This window comes from Leptospira kanakyensis, assembly GCF_004769235.1.
Taxonomy (GTDB): domain Bacteria; phylum Spirochaetota; class Leptospiria; order Leptospirales; family Leptospiraceae; genus Leptospira_A; species Leptospira_A kanakyensis.
This window is the reverse complement of the sequence record NZ_RQFG01000018.1, coordinates 34867-52508: the sequence shown is the minus strand read 5'-3', so window position 1 is coordinate 52508 and position 17642 is coordinate 34867. Positions and strand designations below refer to the sequence as shown.

The 17642-nt window shown below is 39.2% G+C and carries 13 protein-coding genes; 5 read left to right on the top strand and 8 right to left on the bottom strand.

Annotation, left to right across the window (positions count from 1 at the left end):
* The first annotated feature begins 155 nt into the window (after nt 1-155).
* Complete coding sequence (locus EHQ16_RS12725; RefSeq protein WP_135634013.1) at nt 156-1667, top strand: NHL repeat-containing protein; 1512 nt, start codon at nt 156-158, stop codon at nt 1665-1667.
* A gap of 152 nt (nt 1668-1819) precedes the next feature.
* Here the strand turns inward: EHQ16_RS12725 and EHQ16_RS12720 are convergent, their stop codons facing one another.
* From EHQ16_RS12720 to EHQ16_RS12710, 3 genes are all read right to left on the bottom strand, one after another.
* Nucleotides 1820-5506, bottom strand: a complete 3687-nt coding sequence (locus tag EHQ16_RS12720; protein ID WP_135634015.1) for a fibronectin type III domain-containing protein — start codon at nt 5504-5506, stop codon at nt 1820-1822.
* Nucleotides 5507-5520: 14 nt separating this feature from the next.
* On the bottom strand, nt 5521-6222 hold the full coding sequence (locus EHQ16_RS12715; RefSeq protein WP_135634017.1) for a PilZ domain-containing protein: 702 nt from the start codon (nt 6220-6222) through the stop codon (nt 5521-5523).
* A gap of 191 nt (nt 6223-6413) precedes the next feature.
* Nucleotides 6414-7325 carry a phosphate ABC transporter substrate-binding protein gene (locus EHQ16_RS12710; protein ID WP_135634019.1) on the bottom strand — a complete coding sequence of 304 codons (912 nt, stop codon included), beginning with the start codon at nt 7323-7325 and terminating at the stop codon, nt 6414-6416.
* On the opposite strand from EHQ16_RS12710, the gene EHQ16_RS12705 reads away from it, so the two are divergent.
* The gene (locus EHQ16_RS12705; RefSeq protein WP_208742296.1) at nt 7324-8793 is read left to right on the top strand and encodes an OmpA family protein; all 1470 of its coding nucleotides are present in this window, start codon (nt 7324-7326) and stop codon (nt 8791-8793) included. The genes EHQ16_RS12710 and EHQ16_RS12705 overlap by 2 nt on opposite strands.
* A gap of 3 nt (nt 8794-8796) precedes the next feature.
* Here EHQ16_RS12705 and EHQ16_RS12700 read toward each other — a convergent pair whose 3' ends face one another.
* Entirely contained in the window at nt 8797-10065 is a 1269-nt protein-coding gene (locus tag EHQ16_RS12700; protein WP_135634022.1) for a lysophospholipid acyltransferase family protein, read from the bottom strand.
* Nucleotides 10066-10113: 48 nt separating this feature from the next.
* Nucleotides 10114-12528 (bottom strand): sulfatase, encoded by a 2415-nt coding sequence (locus EHQ16_RS12695; RefSeq protein WP_135635488.1) that lies wholly within the window; start codon nt 12526-12528, stop codon nt 10114-10116.
* A gap of 11 nt (nt 12529-12539) precedes the next feature.
* Here EHQ16_RS12695 and EHQ16_RS12690 point away from each other — a divergent pair, with 11 nt between their 5' ends.
* From EHQ16_RS12690 to EHQ16_RS12680, 3 genes are read left to right on the top strand one after another with little or no spacing between them, the layout of a single operon-like run.
* Nucleotides 12540-13406 carry an alpha/beta hydrolase gene (locus EHQ16_RS12690; protein WP_135634024.1) on the top strand — a complete coding sequence of 289 codons (867 nt, stop codon included), beginning with the start codon at nt 12540-12542 and terminating at the stop codon, nt 13404-13406.
* Nucleotides 13407-13420: 14 nt separating this feature from the next.
* On the top strand, nt 13421-13858 hold the full coding sequence (locus tag EHQ16_RS12685) for an FAS1-like dehydratase domain-containing protein (protein WP_015681966.1): 438 nt from the start codon (nt 13421-13423) through the stop codon (nt 13856-13858).
* Nucleotides 13859-13873: 15 nt separating this feature from the next.
* Nucleotides 13874-14293, top strand: coding sequence for a MaoC/PaaZ C-terminal domain-containing protein (locus EHQ16_RS12680; protein ID WP_135579596.1), 420 nt, complete (start codon nt 13874-13876; stop codon nt 14291-14293).
* A 502-nt stretch (nt 14294-14795) separates the two neighbouring features.
* On the opposite strand, the gene EHQ16_RS12670 is transcribed toward EHQ16_RS12680, so the two are convergent.
* Genes EHQ16_RS12670 through EHQ16_RS12660 form a run of 3 tightly spaced genes read right to left on the bottom strand, consistent with a single transcriptional unit; the run spans nt 14796 to nt 17631 of the window.
* Entirely contained in the window at nt 14796-15380 is a 585-nt protein-coding gene (locus EHQ16_RS12670) for a hypothetical protein (RefSeq protein ID WP_135634026.1), read from the bottom strand.
* A 2-nt stretch (nt 15381-15382) separates the two neighbouring features.
* Nucleotides 15383-16750 carry a Kelch repeat-containing protein gene (locus EHQ16_RS12665; protein ID WP_135634028.1) on the bottom strand — a complete coding sequence of 456 codons (1368 nt, stop codon included), beginning with the start codon at nt 16748-16750 and terminating at the stop codon, nt 15383-15385.
* Nucleotides 16747-17631 carry an LA_3334 family protein gene (locus EHQ16_RS12660; RefSeq protein ID WP_135634030.1) on the bottom strand — a complete coding sequence of 295 codons (885 nt, stop codon included), beginning with the start codon at nt 17629-17631 and terminating at the stop codon, nt 16747-16749. The genes EHQ16_RS12665 and EHQ16_RS12660 overlap by 4 nt, the downstream gene beginning before the upstream one ends.
* Between the last annotated feature and the right edge of the window lie 11 nt (nt 17632-17642).

Genomic DNA, 17642 nt, shown 5'->3' with positions numbered 1-17642 from the left:
AGGTTTCCTTTCAAACGATAGTCTTACCCAACACCCTCTCCTTTTCGTTCTTTTCCTAAACTTCGTTGATAATTTATTTCATAAACTGGATTCACCAATTCATTTTTGATAGACGGTAGTGATCGATAAAGTTTGATATCATGGAACTTTCCAATATGAAAATAATACGAAAAATACTCGCGATCACACTTCCTATTTTCATTTTTCTCACAATTGGCTGTAAACCAAAGGATCTAGGAAACAATTGCGATCCTAAATCCGATTCCTATTTTGAAACATTGGTATTTCAGGCCCTTAGCACCGCCGAATCCTACCACTGCGGTTACAAATTAGTCAACATTCCCCCATTCGGTTATAGACATTCTAATTATAGGCTCTACCTTAATTTTCCTGTTTCCATCGTCCCTCGCCACCCAATGAACTCTAGTTATTCGATCCAAGGAGTTTTGCCAGCAGGTTTAACCTTTGATACCACAACGGGAGAAATCAAAGGAACAACCACACAAATCACTACAGCAACCAATCTCACGATTACTAAAAATAGTCCAGGATTTGGAATTGTGACCATCACCTTACAAGTGGTAGATACAAGCCCTACCATGGTGTATGGACAATACGGATCTTTCACATGTAGTGTTGGATATAATAATGGCTCGTGCGTAGGTGGATCTGTCTCAAATCAAAACTTAAGTTTTCCTTATGGTGTAGCAACTGATTCCTTCGGTGGCGCCTACATTTCAGGTGTCAATCGTATCCAATACTATCCGCCGAATACAACAGCTTCAACGATCGTTTATGGCCAGTATGGAAATTTTAATTGTGATGCAGTAAATATTATTCCTGGAACTTGCACGGCCAGTACAACTTCAGCTGGAAGTTTAAGTACGCCGCGAGGGATCACTATTGATAGAGAGAATGGACTATATACCGTTGATTTAGGAAACCAAAGAATTTTGTATTATCCTTATAATAATACCACACCAACAAGGGTGTATGGACAACCGGGATACACAAATTCAGGGACAGGTACTTCAGAAACCACCTTTTTTAATCCAAGGGCTGTAGCACTAGCACCTGATGGTGGTTTGTATACCGCAGAATCTTCTAACAATCGAGTGCTTTACTTTCCACCGGGATCAACAACAGCAACAAGAGTTTATGGACAAGATAATTTTTCATCCGTATTATCTGGTACTTCTGAAACACGTTTTAATGGACCATTTGGACTGGTTGTCGATTCCATGGGTGGTTTGTATGTTGCCGATTCCACAAATAACCGAGTCTTGTATTTTCCTGTTGGTTCCACCACAGCAAGTCGTGTTTATGGCCAAACAAGTTTTAGTGGTTTAGCACCGGGATCAGCTTCAACAAACCTGAATGGACCAACCTGGCTCGCCTTAGACCAAAGTGAAAACCTGTATGTATCGGATTCGACCAATAACCGCGTTTTTGTTTTTCAAAAATCCACAAATACATCAGGCCATGTAGCAGTGGCTGTCTTTGGTCAGCACAACAATTTAAATTGTGCGGTACAAAACAATACTGGTGGATGTACAGGAGGGACAGTAAATGCCCTAGGTTTATTTGCTCCTGCCGGCATTTCCTTCAACGAACAAGGCCAGCTGTATATTAGCGACCAAACCAACAACCGAGTATTAGTTTATTAAAAAGAGATATATCGATTTGTGCGCCTCGCATTGGTTAGTGGAACCAAATCAAACCCTTAACCGACCGGGCTCACTCCGGGGTGCGCTTACGCTCCCGTCTCACCTATATCAGGTGAGACCAAGCCCTTCGGATCCTATGGCGCGGGGAGGAGTTACCAGATAAAGAGTGAGGGTTTGCCGGAGTTAGCACCGTTTGTAGTAGCAATATTTAGTTTACCTGTAATTGGGTTGATTATTACGCTCGGTCTCCCTCCAGAACTTGTACCTTGACCCGATGATAAATCAGTATGGGTGCATTCAGTTCCATCTAAATTGCAGCGGTATAAACTTAGCTTTCCACTATTTGCTAAATTATATGTGACAACTAATAACTTGGCTTCAATATAGTCTATCGTTGCACTTGGATATGACGCTGAATTATTAGATTGGCCAGCGGAAATATCTCTGAATATGCAATTACTGCCGTCTAAGTTACAGCGATAGAGAGAAAGTTTATAGTCATTTTTTTCACTCTGCGTAATAGTTAGAAGTTTTGAATTTTGATTATCTACTAGGATTGCTGGATTTGTCCCAGTTCCGGATCCTAGTCCCGCAGAAATATCTGTAAGATTGCAATTGCTACCGTCTAAGTTACAACGAAATAAGCTGATTCTATTTGATACTATACTACTGTCTGGAGTAGCAAAAAGAAGTTTTTGATTCTTGTAATCAATGACTGCATTTGGATTGGAACAGGAATTTGTTCCTGCCCCAGCTGAAATATCATGGTATGAACAATTACTACCATCTAAATTACACTTAAACAATGCAGGCTTTCTACTAAAACAAGTTGATACGAGTAACGCTTGGTTCGAATAGTCAATTAAAGGAGAAAACGAATCATTCCAAGTGGCTAATTTTCCTGCATTTATATTTTGATAAATACAATCTGTACCTAAAGCATTACATCTCCTGAAATCAATTGCTCCAGAACTGTGATTTGCATAAATACCTAGAAGTTTGGAGTTAAGAAAATCAAAGGCAAATTTAGGATAACCATCTAGAGGTAAGTTAGCTGGATAATTAGTATTTGAACAATTGTTTCCGTTTAGGTCACAGTGAAAAGCGGTGAGATTCATAAGCCCGCCGCCGTCATTTTTTATTCCGATAATTAATTTAGAATTGATGTTGTCTATTAGGAGTGTGTTTGCTGATCGAGATACGAAATTACCCAACGCTGCCGAAATATCAATATGAGTCCCCGTTGCACTCATCCCTGGTGGAGTTGTAGTTGTAAATGCACGTGGTTCCATCGCTGATACGACGCTACTCCCACCAAAATTGTTCGCCACAACTCTAAAGTAATACAATGTTCCCGTCGTTAAACCAGTAATCATCGCATAAGGATTTGTCACGGGACCAAAACTTGTTGAAGCGGTTGTCACACCAGGGCTTGTGCTATAGTACACAGTGTACGAAGTGGCTCCAGTTATAGGCCACCATTGAACGAATGCACTGGTTCCCCCAGCTTGCGCCTCCACATAAGCGGGAGCATCAATCGGAACCAAATTTGCTTTCAGAGTGACCAAAGTTACAGAAGTTCGATTCCCACCTGCACAACTACCGGCATTGTCCTTAAAGGAAAATTCAAATACATAATCTCCGTTTTTATCAGGTAAAACTTTTGCCAACTTTGTAGTTCTATTTTGAATATCACTATTCGCTAAATTGGAAAGTGGAGGTTTGGAAACCACTCGCCAGTTGTACTCATATAAATTTGATTGAGCACCACAAAAGGAGGAATCGGGATCAACAGACTGTGAAGCATCTAAAGTGGCTTCAGTGCCTAAATCAATCGTAAGATTTGTAGTTAGCTGAATCACAGGTGCTTGGTTGGCAAATGGTGTCGTAGCTTGAAGGACTCCACTCCAAAGACTTCGATTTCCGGAATGGTCAAAAGCACGGATACAAAAATAATGCACAGTTCCAGAAGACAACCCACTCACAGTAAACTCTAATGGAGTGCCTGCAGGTGACGCCACTACCGCATTCGGAACAAAGACCCCCGCCGAACAGTCGTCATCTGAATTGATGGGAGTGGAACGACGTCTGATTTCATAAGCGGAGGCAGAACCTACATTTCCATTGTCTCCCACTGCAGTCCAAGTCAGTTTGATTTGTTGGTAGGATTCGACAGTTGCAGTTGCGGTTGTGATATCAGCAGGTGGGACTAAGTCTGTTGGTGCATAGGTTGTGGCTGAGACAACTCCCGACCAAGAATTGCGATTCCCCGCAGAATCAATGGCGCGAACACAAAAATAGTATGTCGATTGTGGGAGGTGGCCATCAATTTCTTTTGTTTCCACTAACCCTGCGTTTTTCGGAATCATTGTATGTGCAATTCCAGTAGCAGCATCACATTGCAAATTGTTTGTAATGGGTGAAGTGGACCTTCTGATCTCATACGCAGATGCTTGTCCTAATGCACCTACACTTCCCGGAGCCGTCCATCTGAGTTGGATTCTTGAAGAAGACATTGGTGATGCCACCAAATCGGTGATATTCGACGGAGCAATGGTATCGGCAACATGAACGGAAGCAGATGCTTCATGAGTTTGGTACGTGGCAAACACTCCCGCAATGCCAGGAGTGGTCGCAGTAAACGTAGATGAGTTCAGATTGCCTATGGGGCCTCCACCAAGGCCAATGCCAGTGGTGTGGAAATTGACATTCACAAATTTTTGAACACCAGCAAGGAACCCTCGAGCAGAAAACGTAATGGGTTCATTCACCTGCACCCAAGCTTGTGTTGGTAAAATTTCCAAGCTGTCAATGACAACAGGAAGTCCTGGTGGGTATGTGGTTCCTCCTGGAGGACTACTTGCATTATTGGGATTGTATCCATTATCTAGTTCCCAAACATCATTGTATCCATCACCATCACGATCTGGAGTGTATTGACTGATGTAAGCAGGGTTCCCTGAGTCAGTGGGATATAAAAACGTTCCTGTTGAGGGTCTCGCTGTTTTTTGGCCATGAATATCCACTGCAACGATCTGAATTAAGATTCCGCCAGGACTCATTGCTTCGTAAGGGATATTGGATCTATACCAATTTGTTGTTCCTTCTCTTGTCATCGAGAAGTAGTTAGTTGGTCCACCCGCAGGTCCAACAACCAAATACACATTCATGACATCATTGTCTGGTTCAAATACATCGGCTCTTATTTCATACGGAATATGGCGAGTGCTAGGTTTTAGATAATAATAGGCACCATTGATGACAGGAGGTAAATTCCCTGGTGGAGGAGTTCCCCCGCCAAACATAGAAAAACTTTTTGTTTGAAAGACAATACTTTCTGATTCAAGTGTTGTGTTGACGCCGGCCCAACCAGGCATTCTTTCTGCATCTGGTTCTGTGCTCTTGGTAGAGACATGAAAACCTCTACTTTTTCCAAAGTTAAGATTCATCGATTGTGCTTTTGCACGATCCAAAGTGATTGTTACTACAACGTCTTTTTTGAATTTGTATGATGGAGTTACTTGGTAGATAGAACTAGTGGGTACAAAACCTGAAGGAAGTGGTGCTTGGGTAGAGTCGTATTTTGTGATCTTAAAATCGACAGTTTCATCCATCGCACCTTCTGGAATTAAAATGGTAAATAGTTCATCACTGGATTGGATACGAGTTCCTGATGAACCGGCGGTTCCACCACCAGCAGGAACACCTACATCTTTAGAACCTAATAGGAGTAATAATGAATCCTTAGAGAATTCATTTTGGTTTCGATTGAAATCTAAAAATGCAATACAGTTCCAAAAGTAGAACGATGTAAATAAAATCCAAATAAACTTTTTCATATCATATTTTCCTTTTAAGTTGGTTGGTTTTCTAATTTGAGAGATTGTGAAGAAATGATTTCCTCAAGTAATTGAATTTGGTTTGGTTGTAAATTTCGGAAAGCTATACCCAATCCATTTTGATCGATGCGCACAATTCCTGCTTCTATCATAATTCCAGAAATGACAACTTGGACTGCCTCACCTAGTTCTCCAGAAAAATCAGGCCAAGTTACATAAAAACCTGTTCTACTAAAGTCTCTAGTTGTGCACGCACTTCCGTTGAGAAGAAGTTGAATCTGAACGGGAGTTCTTCTTTCATAACGCCAACCCCTTGGATATAGTTTTAAATATGGTGCAGATATATTTTCTCGCGTAAAATAGAAAACAGCCGTGAAACCAATGATTGAATTACCCAAGGCTAACAAATTGAATGCGATTGGCTTTTGAATGAAAGCAATGATATCAAAAAGAATGAATGCTACTGCATAAACTAAAAACGAATACCATCCCCATTTTTTAACAAGGAGTAGACCAATTCCAACAGGAATTGCAAGAACCAGAAGGGTAAACTCTGCTGGATGAAGCCATGCAAATACTAGCTTTGGATAAGCCCAATGGATATCGTGGGCATAGGCAAATGAAAAATAATTAACGAAAGGAAGGATCAGAAAATAAAGACCAAATAATACAATAGGAAGTGGTCTTTTCAGGCGTTTTCGTCTATCAATCTTCATGAACACCTAGCTGCAATCAGGTTACGATTTTTAGCAAGACAATTTCATGTTCTTTTTTCAATCAGAATGTTTGACCGGCTTTATAAGGAATTTCCTTCAACGGACTCGGCCAGCTGTACATCGCTGACCGAAGGAATTACTAAGTATTGGTAGTTTGAAGGTTAATTTGATTTGAGTGGGATTCCCTCCCCCTACTTCACCGGCTCTGCTGAAACTTCCACTTCAGGAAGCGATGCTCTTAAATATCCTGATTGTAAAACGGCCACTTGTCCTTGTTCGCTGGTAAGAAAAGTAACAAAGGCATCAATTTTATCACCTTGGTCGGTTTTATAAATTATAAATAGTTCGCGAGCTAATTTGTATTTGCGATCATAAACGTTTCTGACGGAAGGAGAAACAAATGGGTCTTTAGCTGTTTTTGCGTAATCCACAGTTTTTAACTTGTCTTTGTTTTCTACAATGGCAGATCCCATTCCCATATAACCAATGCTATTTGGATTTTCTTGGATGAATTTTGACATTTCTGCATTGTCTTTTACGATTTTAGCGTCTTTTGTAAATACATTGGACTTATATTCGTTAAATTCATTTAAACCCAAATCCTTTCGTTTGAGGATATGATTTTGGAAGTAATCTTGAGTTCCCGATTTATCATTACGAATGACAATGGAAATGGGAGCATCGGCCCCACCTACTTCTTTCCAGTTTTTAATTTTTCCGGAAAAGATATCGGAAGTTTGGATTAGGTTGAGTTTGGTTACAACATTCTTTGGATTTACAACGAGTGCGACACCGTCGTAAGCCAGTCTAACTTTTTCTAAGTTTCCTGTTTTGCGGAGGTCATCAAATTCTGCTTGGTTTAAGTCTCGTGAAGAAACTGCCATATCAATTTCTCCTTTTCGCAAACGATCAATCCCTGATTCGGATCCACCGCCTTCGACTGTTACACGAGCGTTTGAATTTACCTTTTCATATTCAGTCCCTAAATATCGCATCATACTGTTCATAGTTTCAGAACCAGCCACTTTTAGGGTTTGTTTGTCCTTACAAGCGACAAAATTAATTGTAATCAAAATGTAAAAAAGCAGAGAAAGGTTTTTCATGGTAATTCAGGTAAAGCCAAAAATCAATCCTTCGTCAATCGCAAAAACCTGTAGTTTTTTCCCTTTCCCCTATCAGTTTTTCAAAAAAATCCCCGATCATTGCAATGTGAAGACACTCCGACGACTCGTATTTTGTTTTGTCATCTTTCTCCCATTTGTGGCCTCCACACCATTACCAACAGGGAAAACCACTTTCCAGTGGAAATGGAAGGAAAACCAAGTTTTAGAACTGAATGAATACCATGATGTATTTTTCCGCGTAGGAACTAAAACAGTGGAAAGAGAAGATAAAAACAGAGTGGTGATGAAACCTAAAAAATGTTCATCTGATTCTTGTTTGGTGAATGCTTTTTTTGATACGTACATTCGTTACGGCAAAACCTCAGGCCCTTTTTGGAAGGACAAAGAATTTTTATCAGACTTTACTCTATTCCGAAATGGCCGGTATGAAGTTCCCAATGATTTCATTATGCCAAACCTGCGCAGTTTTCCCAGTTTTCCTGACACACCCGTTTCTGTTTCTGATGTTTGGAAATTACCAGCAGAAGAATCTTTTGACTTCAGTGCAGATCGTATCCGTGTCAAAGTACTTCCTGAATATACCTTCCAAGGCATCCATCCTTGGTCAGAAGGAAACTACAAAGGAAATTGTGAAAAGATCACTTACACCTATCCCATCTTTTATACCAAACCAGATGGAGAAAAAATGGTACCAAATGTACCTTATAAAATCTTTGGATTTGCTTCAGGAACAGTTTTCTTTAATGCGGCCCGTGGTGTTCCTGAGTTTAAAGAAGTCAAATTATCTTACACATTTATCTATCCGAATGGAACCGTTCAGGAAGCAAACTTTCATATCAAAGGAATTTATTTCCTTCGTAATCAAGTGAATGCCAAAGACAAAGAAACAATTAGAGAAGATATCCTGAGTGATCTCATTGTGGGATATACAGGAGATCCAAATGGGACGAAGTTAGGTGATCCTAACAAAAATCCGTTAAATGGAAAAGAACCGAATGGCGAAAATTTAGGACGAATCACTGATACTGGGGAAATTCCTTCACCTGAAAAAAATACTCTTCCAGAAAAACTTCCAATCACAGTAAGAACTTCCGAGGATGGAATTGTATTTTCTTTGGATTCCATTCTTTTTGATTTTAACGACAGCAAACTAAAACCCGATGCCGAAACCGCTGTGGCAAAAATTGCGGAGATCCTAAAAAAATATCCTGATCGGGAGATTCGGGTTTCTGGGCATACAGACAATATCGGAAAAAAAGAATACAACCAAAAACTATCTGAGGATAGAGCTAAATCCGTTTTACATTCATTAGTTGATAATCACCAAATGGATGAAAAACATATATCCTTTAAAGGGTATGCCGACGATGTTCCGATTGTTCCGAACGATACGGAAGAAAACCGGCACAAAAACCGTCGGGTTGAAATTACTTTAGTTTTGGACTAACGATTAACCAATTTGTAAATCGAGTCCCACAGAATAAGGTGGGACGATTGGCTCACTTATCTTTTTCCCTCGTTCCATAAGGACTTCCATTTCTTTTCGAATCTCACCGAGTAAACTTTGGATGGCTTCCTTTTTGTTCGATTGGTACGTTTGGTAGTACGGCGCCAAAGAAAAGGCAGGTGCTACAACTACATGGGCAACCTTTGCTCTGGTTTCTGTTTTTCCAAAAATATGTTTTTCAAAACTACAAATCCATTCCATCAATCGTTCCGCAGACGGCCATTGGATTAAATTTTTAGGTTTGGTGATGATAAATGCGTACGCTGTGTCCACTAGTTGTTTGGCACGACGGATATTTTGATCCGTCAGATTTTTTGGTGTAGAGGAGAGTGGAGCCCCTGCAGCCAAACTATCCAAAGACATAAATAGAATTCGAATTTTTTGGATGGCATTGTCCGATTCATGAAACTTCACATTTAAAATGGAAGCCGCCAGGTTAAGAGCCGTATGCCTTGCCCGACCCAACCGGTAATCAAAATCCTTTCCATCAGTCTCCGATCTTGGAATTCCCAATTCAAATTCGGTTTCTTCCAACATCACTCGACCTACAGTTAAAAACCTACGGAGTAAGGTTCTTCCACCAGGATAAAGTTTAAGTTTGCGTTCAATCCGAGAAAGAGAAGTTTCAATGTCAGCAAGGATCGAATCACGGGAACCGGAAATTTTATATTTCACAAAGCTAGGTTGGATCCATAACTCGGCTTTCGGATCTTTTGAAAGAGCTGCTTCCAATCCCCAAAAAGAAACTTGGGCCACGCCAGGCATAAATGATACCAAGTTATCATTTTCACCAGAGACCATCCCTTCTGGATACATCACTAGTTTGCCATCTGGTTCGGATAATATCTGTTTAGCGACCTTAATCGCATCACGATTGAGAGTCCCTGCAATGACAGAAAAAGCACCCACTCGTTTGATGATCTCTCCCACCAAACCAAATGCCCAGTTAAATATACTACGTGAGGTCATAAAATGAAATCTAGTTCCGATTTTACTGGCAATATGATAAGCAATGATAGGTTCGATTTCACTCGGTTGGTTGGATAAGTACATCACCCTTTTATTTTTGATTTCTTTGAGATGCAGTTCATCTTCTTTTGTTATTTCTACTCCATCAATATTGAAGAGGAGTTTGGAAAGAATGGGAAAACCTAAGTCCAGTCCTAAAGCAAAGGGAAATTCAAAACGAGGAGGAATAAAAGAATCTTTCATACAATTGTCTAGTTAAGATAAGACGAACCCCTTTGCGAATACGAGCAATTATTCGTGGATGTATCCCCAAGTTTCTAATATTTTTTTTACCTCTTTACCCATCTCACGTTGCACTTCCGATTCTCTGGTTCCACTAAAGGCACCATCGTTATACACCCAAGGCAAAGTAGAATTGGGAAATCCTTCTGGTTGTCTTTCCGAAACAATTAAGTCTTCTAAGTGACTCATAGACCTTTGGTATTCCAATCCATACCTTCCAAAACGAACAGGAATCGTTTTTCCATTCCGCGAAAAACTAAAGAAGGCTCCAAGCTCTGGATTCACAGTTTTGAATACGACTTCTTCACCGAGGCCTGCATTTGTTTTTGTCGCTTTCGATTCCTTTTGTAAGGAAATTGTTTTTGCAGAACCGGAACCCAGTTGGATGGCATCCGAAACTTCCCAATCATAAATCGAACCTTGGACATTTAAGGAAAGAGAGTCACGACAAAGGGGTTCAGAACAAGGAGGAATCAAAATCCGCAAGTGGTTTCGTTTTAAGAAATTTTCCCGACGAAAGTCTGCTCTTGCGATTTGTAAAAGTTTATCTCCTTCAGGCAAAGGACTTAAGTTGGTTTTTTCCTCTGGGTCTTTGGTGAGGTCATACAATTCTTCTGCCATGGTATGTGGTTCGCCTGCCGATGTTCGCCTAACTGTAGTAAATCCTGGATAACGACGAATGTATTTATAATTTTCTGTCCGAACCGATTCCGACATCCTTCCTTCAGTATAAATGAAATTTTCTTTTGGACAAATCCCTGTTATGCGAATGCAAGAAGAATAATCGACTCCACGGTAGGTGGATTCTTTGGGCAATAAATCCAAAAACCCTAGAATGGTGGGAGCGAGAGACAACAAAGAAGACTGGCCTGGAATTCGGATTTGCCTTCCGTTTGCATTACCCGCAAGTTCTGATCCTAAACTCCCTTGGATGGATTTGGGGAGTTTGATAAAGTAAGGAACGTTAATTTCTTCATCGTAATGAGTTTCTCCATGACCAAACCTTGTTTGCATAATGAAATGATAACTATAATCATGATGCGCACTAAATAATTCCCCGTGGTCGCCTGTGACAATGATCATGGTTTCATCATAGGTTCCTTGTTTTTTTAATGTATCGATGAGCCTGCCAATGTCCCGATCCGTATAATGCATCTCTCCCAAATATCTCTGCACTGGAGACTCATATTTGTAAAATACATCGGAAGGAACAAGGGAACGAACCACAGCCATATCCTCCGGTGGTGGAGAATAAGAAGCATGAGGAGTGTTCAAATTGAAATGTAAAAAGTAAGGTTTGTTTTTGTATTCGGTAACAAATTGGACAGCCTTGTTTGTGAGAACCTCTGTATCCACAATGTCCATGCCCACCTGGAAAGAATTATGAAATCCCAAATCCAAACCAACCGTTGTATAATCCAAAAAGAAAACATTATTCATAATCGTTTGGGTAAAGTAACCCGCTTCCCGAAATGTTTTGGCTAAGTTGTCTCTTTTTTTTCCATAATAAACTTTTCTTTGGTAGGGTTTTGTCGAAAACCAAGAATTCCCCAAACCAAGGTTAGATGAATATTCCGAATGAAAAAATGACATCATCGAAGGTTTGGTCCAGTTCCCGTTGGCAAATGGATTTTCGAAAAACACTGATTCCTTAGCCATCTCGTCCATCACCGGTGTGACTGAATGAGGATACCCATAAGATCCAAAAAAATCCTTTCTTGCCGAATCAATGACAATGAGAATCACAGATTTTGGTTGTCCGATTCCATTCTTTCCCGATGAATTCTCATCCACTGGATATAACAAAGGTTCACCGACAAAAAGATAACTGTCTCCACTTTCCCAAACGAACCTGAGGGAACCAGATTCCCCAATCTCTAAAATTTCTTTTTTCGGAGCCCATCTCTCCTTCGCAGATCCAGAAAGATCCCATTCCTTTAAAAGGCTTTGCCCTGAATAGATTTTGAATTTTCCAGTAATTTGCGTTAGGAATTCTTTTTCGCCTAACAATCCTATCAGCGAAGAAAACTCGTAATTTCCTTTAGTGACTTTGAATTCATACTCCTGGCCTGGGGGAAAAAAAAGGGAATCCAAGGAATGGTTTAAAAATATCTCTTTATCTGTATTGAATGTAACTTGCGTATTTTCCCATTTGCGAGAGAGGGGAAGGTTACTTTGGCGACCGGGATTTTTTTTCCAATGGTAGGGTAAGGGATCTTTGGAAATAGAGATTTTGGATTTGGCATTTCGTAATTCCAAAACCAAATCCACGGGGAAACGTCTTTCCGATTTGTTCAAACAGCTGAGGAGACAAAAACAGATCGTAAGGGCGAAAGGAAGAGTCGCTCGCATATGGAACCAGTTTGGGAAACTGGTTTCCGACGAACAGGAAAAGTTCTTTCTTTTTAGGTTTCTATCATCCATCATTGACATCTATGAGTAATTGGGAACAAGCCTACTCCCGTGAGGAGTCTACCTTTCAAAACAAAGACGGCGGATCGATTTATTACCAAATCTATCGTCCAAAGTCCGGAGTCAAACGTGTACTCGTTGTCCACCACGGCATTGGGGAACACGGTGGCCGTTACAACTTTTTGTTGGAAGCCATGGCAGAACGCAATTACGCCATTTACCTCATCGATGCGAGAGGTCATGGGAAATCCGATGGACGCCGCGGTGTCATCACTCATTTCTCTGATTTTTTTGCAGACCTCAAAGAACTCATCGACATCGCCAAACGTAACGAAGGTGTCAGTAAGGTAACTCTACTTGGTCACTCTATGGGTGCCGCTGTTACCTTTCTTTATACTGCCACAGACAACTTCCAAAATGATTTAGATGCTTACATTTGTAGTGCCCTTCCCATCAAAGTCAAAACAGACCTAGTGATGGACATCAAAAAAGGTGCCGGTGGATTTTTAGCAAAACTAGCACCCACTCTGACAGTTCCCACTGGACTTGATGTCAATATGATTTCGCATGACAAGTCTGTGGTGGAAGCTTATGTAAAAGATCCATTGGTTCACGGAAACGTGGGAGCCTACTTAGGTGACTACTTACTCAACTGTTATGGACTCGCATTGGAATCAGCTACAAAAATCAATGTACCAATTTATATGTTCCATGGAAAAGAGGACCAAATTGCTCTCGTCCAAGGAACTTTGGAAGCCTTTGAAAAGGTAAACTCCAAAGACAAAACAATGAAAATTTTTGACGGATTGTACCACGAAACCATGAACGAACTCCCAAAAGACAGAGCCATCGTCTTCAAAGAGTTAGTTGCTTGGATCGATAAACACTAAGGAGATAAATGCCAATGGCAATAACCAAAGATATAGTTGGAAAAAAACTAGATCGTTTTGATTTCACAGTGGAACGAGGAAAGATCAAAGAATTTTGCCTCGCCATCAACGAAAAAAACCCAATCTATTTTGACGTAGAAGAAGCAAAGAAAGCCGGATACTCTGATGTTCCTGCTCCACCAACTTTCCCTACTGTCATTATGTTTTGGGGATACCCAAAGATTTGGAATGATATGGCCGAACTCGGTATTGACCTTTCCAAAATCCTTCACTTAAAAGAAGAGTATACGTACCACAAAATTCTGTATCCGGGCAAAGTGTACGCACAGTCCGAAATTTCTGATGTAAAATCAGGAAGAGCAGAAATCGTAACTTTCAAAACAACTATCTATGATGAAAAAAATGATCCCATCCTTTCTGCTGAGATGGCGATTTTCATTCGTAAGGATTAATAAAGGAGGCTAACAATGGCAAAAATCGAATTTGATAAAGTAGAAGTTGGTCAGACTCTTCCTTCCCTCGACATCCCGGTTATCGAACATGCAAATTTAGTTCGTTATGCGGGAGCATCCGGAGATTTTAACCCTATCCATAACGATCCTGACTTCGCAAGAAAAGCAGGTCTTGATGGAACCATTTCTCATGGTATGTACGTAATGGCGCAAGTAGGAAGACTTTGTACTTCTTGGGCTGAACAAAAAGACATCGCATACTTTGGTGTGACTTTCAAAGCCATGACGAAACTCGGCGAAAAACTAACAATCGTTGGAACCATCAAAAAGAAATTTGAAAAAGATGGTAAAAAAACGGTAACTGTACTTGTAGAAGCAAAAAACGAAGCTGGTGAAGTGAAAGCCGGTGGAGATTTAGTCGTCAACGCAGTGTAACTAAACTTTGATTTCTTTCTGATTCGCAAATACAGAATCAAAACGGAATCAAAAACTTGAAAAGCATCGAGGGAAACTTCGGTGCTTTTTTATTTTATAAATACTATTTCCTATTTTCTTCGGGCGCCTCGAATCGCATCACAAACTAATATTTAATCTTGTAACGACCGCGCTATCCGCTCCAATCCTTCGCTAGCCTATCCTATATCATTATAAAATCTGTTATGCGAAGGATTTCCTCTCCTATCGCTGGCGCGGGAAGTGGTGATTGAAAAATATTATTTTAGAAGAAGATGGAATTTCTTTACCAGATCACAAAACGAATGTTATCTGGGTGGAAATTTAAACCCCTACTCCAATTCTTCAAAAGGAATGTCCAAAACTTCAAACCCAGAACATTCCAAAAAATCATAATGCCACCATTCGGTTTTGTTCACACGAAATCCGTATTTGCTAAGTGTACTGATCAGAATCGTACGGTTTTTTAAAATTTCAGAAAAGTTTATTTCCTTTTAATTAAGAAAATAAGTAAAACCAAACTTTGAATGCTTATAGCCGTTACCAGTAAGGCATTATTTCTTGAATTCTCTTGAATCAATTTTTCCATTCTTTCATCAATCGAATTTATTCCAGAAGTTAAATTTTGCAAATGACTGTTCAATATTTGTAATTCCCCAATAATCTCTTTATTATTAGTTGCTAAACCAGCCGATTGAATTTTTGAATTTTTCATATTTACATTTGAATTTTCATCTTTAAGAACTTTTGAATTCAATTCATTATAACGATCTCTTACAAAGTTATTTGTTCTCCACCTCTCATAAGCATTTTTAAAATAAGGAAATGCACTTTTGAATTGATTGTTTTGATATAATGATTCGCCTTTTTCAATCCATAACTCGGTCTCCAATAGTTCATACTTAGCTAACTCAAGATCTTCTTTTCTCATTTCAGTGAGTAGATTCTCAGCTAAATCAAAGTTTTTAGTTTTTAGTGCATTTCTGAAATTAATTGTAATTTCAGAAATTTCTTGAGATATCAATGTAGATGATACAAATAAACAACAAATGAAAATAAAGTTTTTCATTTTTACCTACTTAGTATCACTACTTTATGACCAAATCTAGCTCTAGGCATAGTAGTTGATGATTCAACCCATGGATTTCCTGTGATATTTGTTAAATCCAAAGTCCTCACTTTATTTCCAGGTAAATTGATTGATGTTGCTCCACCAAAAAGGTATGCTTTTCTGCTTGAATAGTCAATTTCCATTGACGGCGCATATAGTGATTCCGGAAGATTTGATCCGGTAGTAAAAGAATTTGTCTGACCAGCCAAACCCATAAACTCAAATCGGTTCGATGCAGCAATCGAAGTAACCGGTTGATTTAAATTAGTACTAGTTGAACCTCCTGCGATTAAGAAAATAGGCGGATCTGAGTTATAAAGATCATCCGCTTTAGGTCGATAACATGCAGCACCGGCTCCATGTCGTGCTATGGAAATTGATGCTTCTATTTTGCCGGTTGTGGAGTTCAAAGACGGAATATAAGCGTCAGATGTACCGTATGCGAGGCCATCTTGATAAAACCTTCCGCCTGTAATGAAAATACTTCCATTGTAATCGCAAGAACTCATATCAACTCTTCCAAAGATACTTGTACTTGAAGTATAATTAGACCATTGACCTCCAACTCCTACTCCAGGAAGAAATCGGTATACCGTATTCAAAACAGTACCTGTAGTCATATCAAGACTTGTTGTACCTGAAATAACAAAGATTTCATCACCTATAGAGGCAGCCAATCCTCCCTGTAATGTATTGGGCATATCAGATAAAGTTTCCCATCTTCCTACCAAAGGATCATATACTTCAACCCTTCTACTTACAGTATATGTATTTGTATTTGCGACCTTAGTTATTCCACCCATAATATATATTTTACCGAGATGACTCACAACTTGTGCATTGATACGTGGAGTTGGTATGTTAGTGATTCCTGAAATCCATTGGTCGTTTACTGGATCATAAAAATCTATTTGAGATACAGGTGAATTATCAGAACCAGTTCCCCCAACAATCCAAAAACCTCTTTTATAGAGTGTTTCAAGACTAGCAGAAGTTCTAAATTCAGCAGGGAATCCGATTCCTGATTCAGAAGATCCGCAAGAAGGAATCATTCGAAACAATTCATTATCCTTCAATCCGTTAACAGGTACCGCATGAAGTGTCGATTCAAAAAATGATGTATCAAATCGATTCGTTTGAGTACCAGATAGATTCACAAAACCTAGTGATTTAGAAGAGCATTCCCAAGTAAGAACTGCCGAATTTTCAGATATTGCACCAGCGGCAGCCCAATTTACTTTAACTTTATCTTGAGATGTTCCTTCTGTGAATGGAGTTTGTGTACAAGATATCAAACAAAATACTAAAAAGAAATAATGATTCTTCAAAAGAAAACTCCAGTTTGCATTTCTAGACCAGAACCACAGTAGACTTGAGTAGGTTCTAAAAAGCAGGTGTTTTTAATTCCAATGCGTAAAAATGAATCTAGAAATATTGTCTTTTGCCATCCAAAATCAAAACTAATAATAGTATTTTGACCTGAGTAAGATTGATTATCCTTAGATGTGTAAGAAACTTGGGAAATACCCAACCCAAACGAAGTATAATAACTTAAAATATCCCAATTGAATAACTTTCCATTATTTAGAATATATACACTTCCTGATAATATTGAAAGTTTTCCTTTTGACTGATAATTTTCTATACGAACTCCTCCTTGCCAATTATGATTTAATTTTAGATAAGCAGGTTCAGTAAATATAGATCCACCAATTAAATATGGATGTTGATAAGCAAGAGGTTGATATGTCGGAAGAAGAAATAATGATCCTCCAAATAAAGTTCGATTTTCATCTTTTTCGTAGAGTAAATATTTTGAATCCATTTCTGGGCTAGTGACTTTCGTCGGATATGGTGGCAAAATTTCAGATTTTAGTACTACTAAAAATCCTATCTCTGTTTTAAAAACAAATTCTGTTTTTTTCTCTTCAGCAAGTGCTCCTTTGATCTTACTTCCATCTCTAAGGCTAAACACTGACAAAGTATATGAAGTATCACTTGCTGAATTGTTTGCAATATCAGAAAACTCAATTTCTTTTTTAGGAATTTTAAAGTTTCTACTTTTAAATTTCACAATAAGAAAACGTTCGTCTTCAGAAACTAATTCTGCAAAAAAAACATCACCATTAAAAAACTGAATTTTTGCTGCTTGGAGAGCAAAACTTGAACAAAGGAAAAGAAAGAATAGAAATAGATAAATTATTTTCATTTACTTGATAT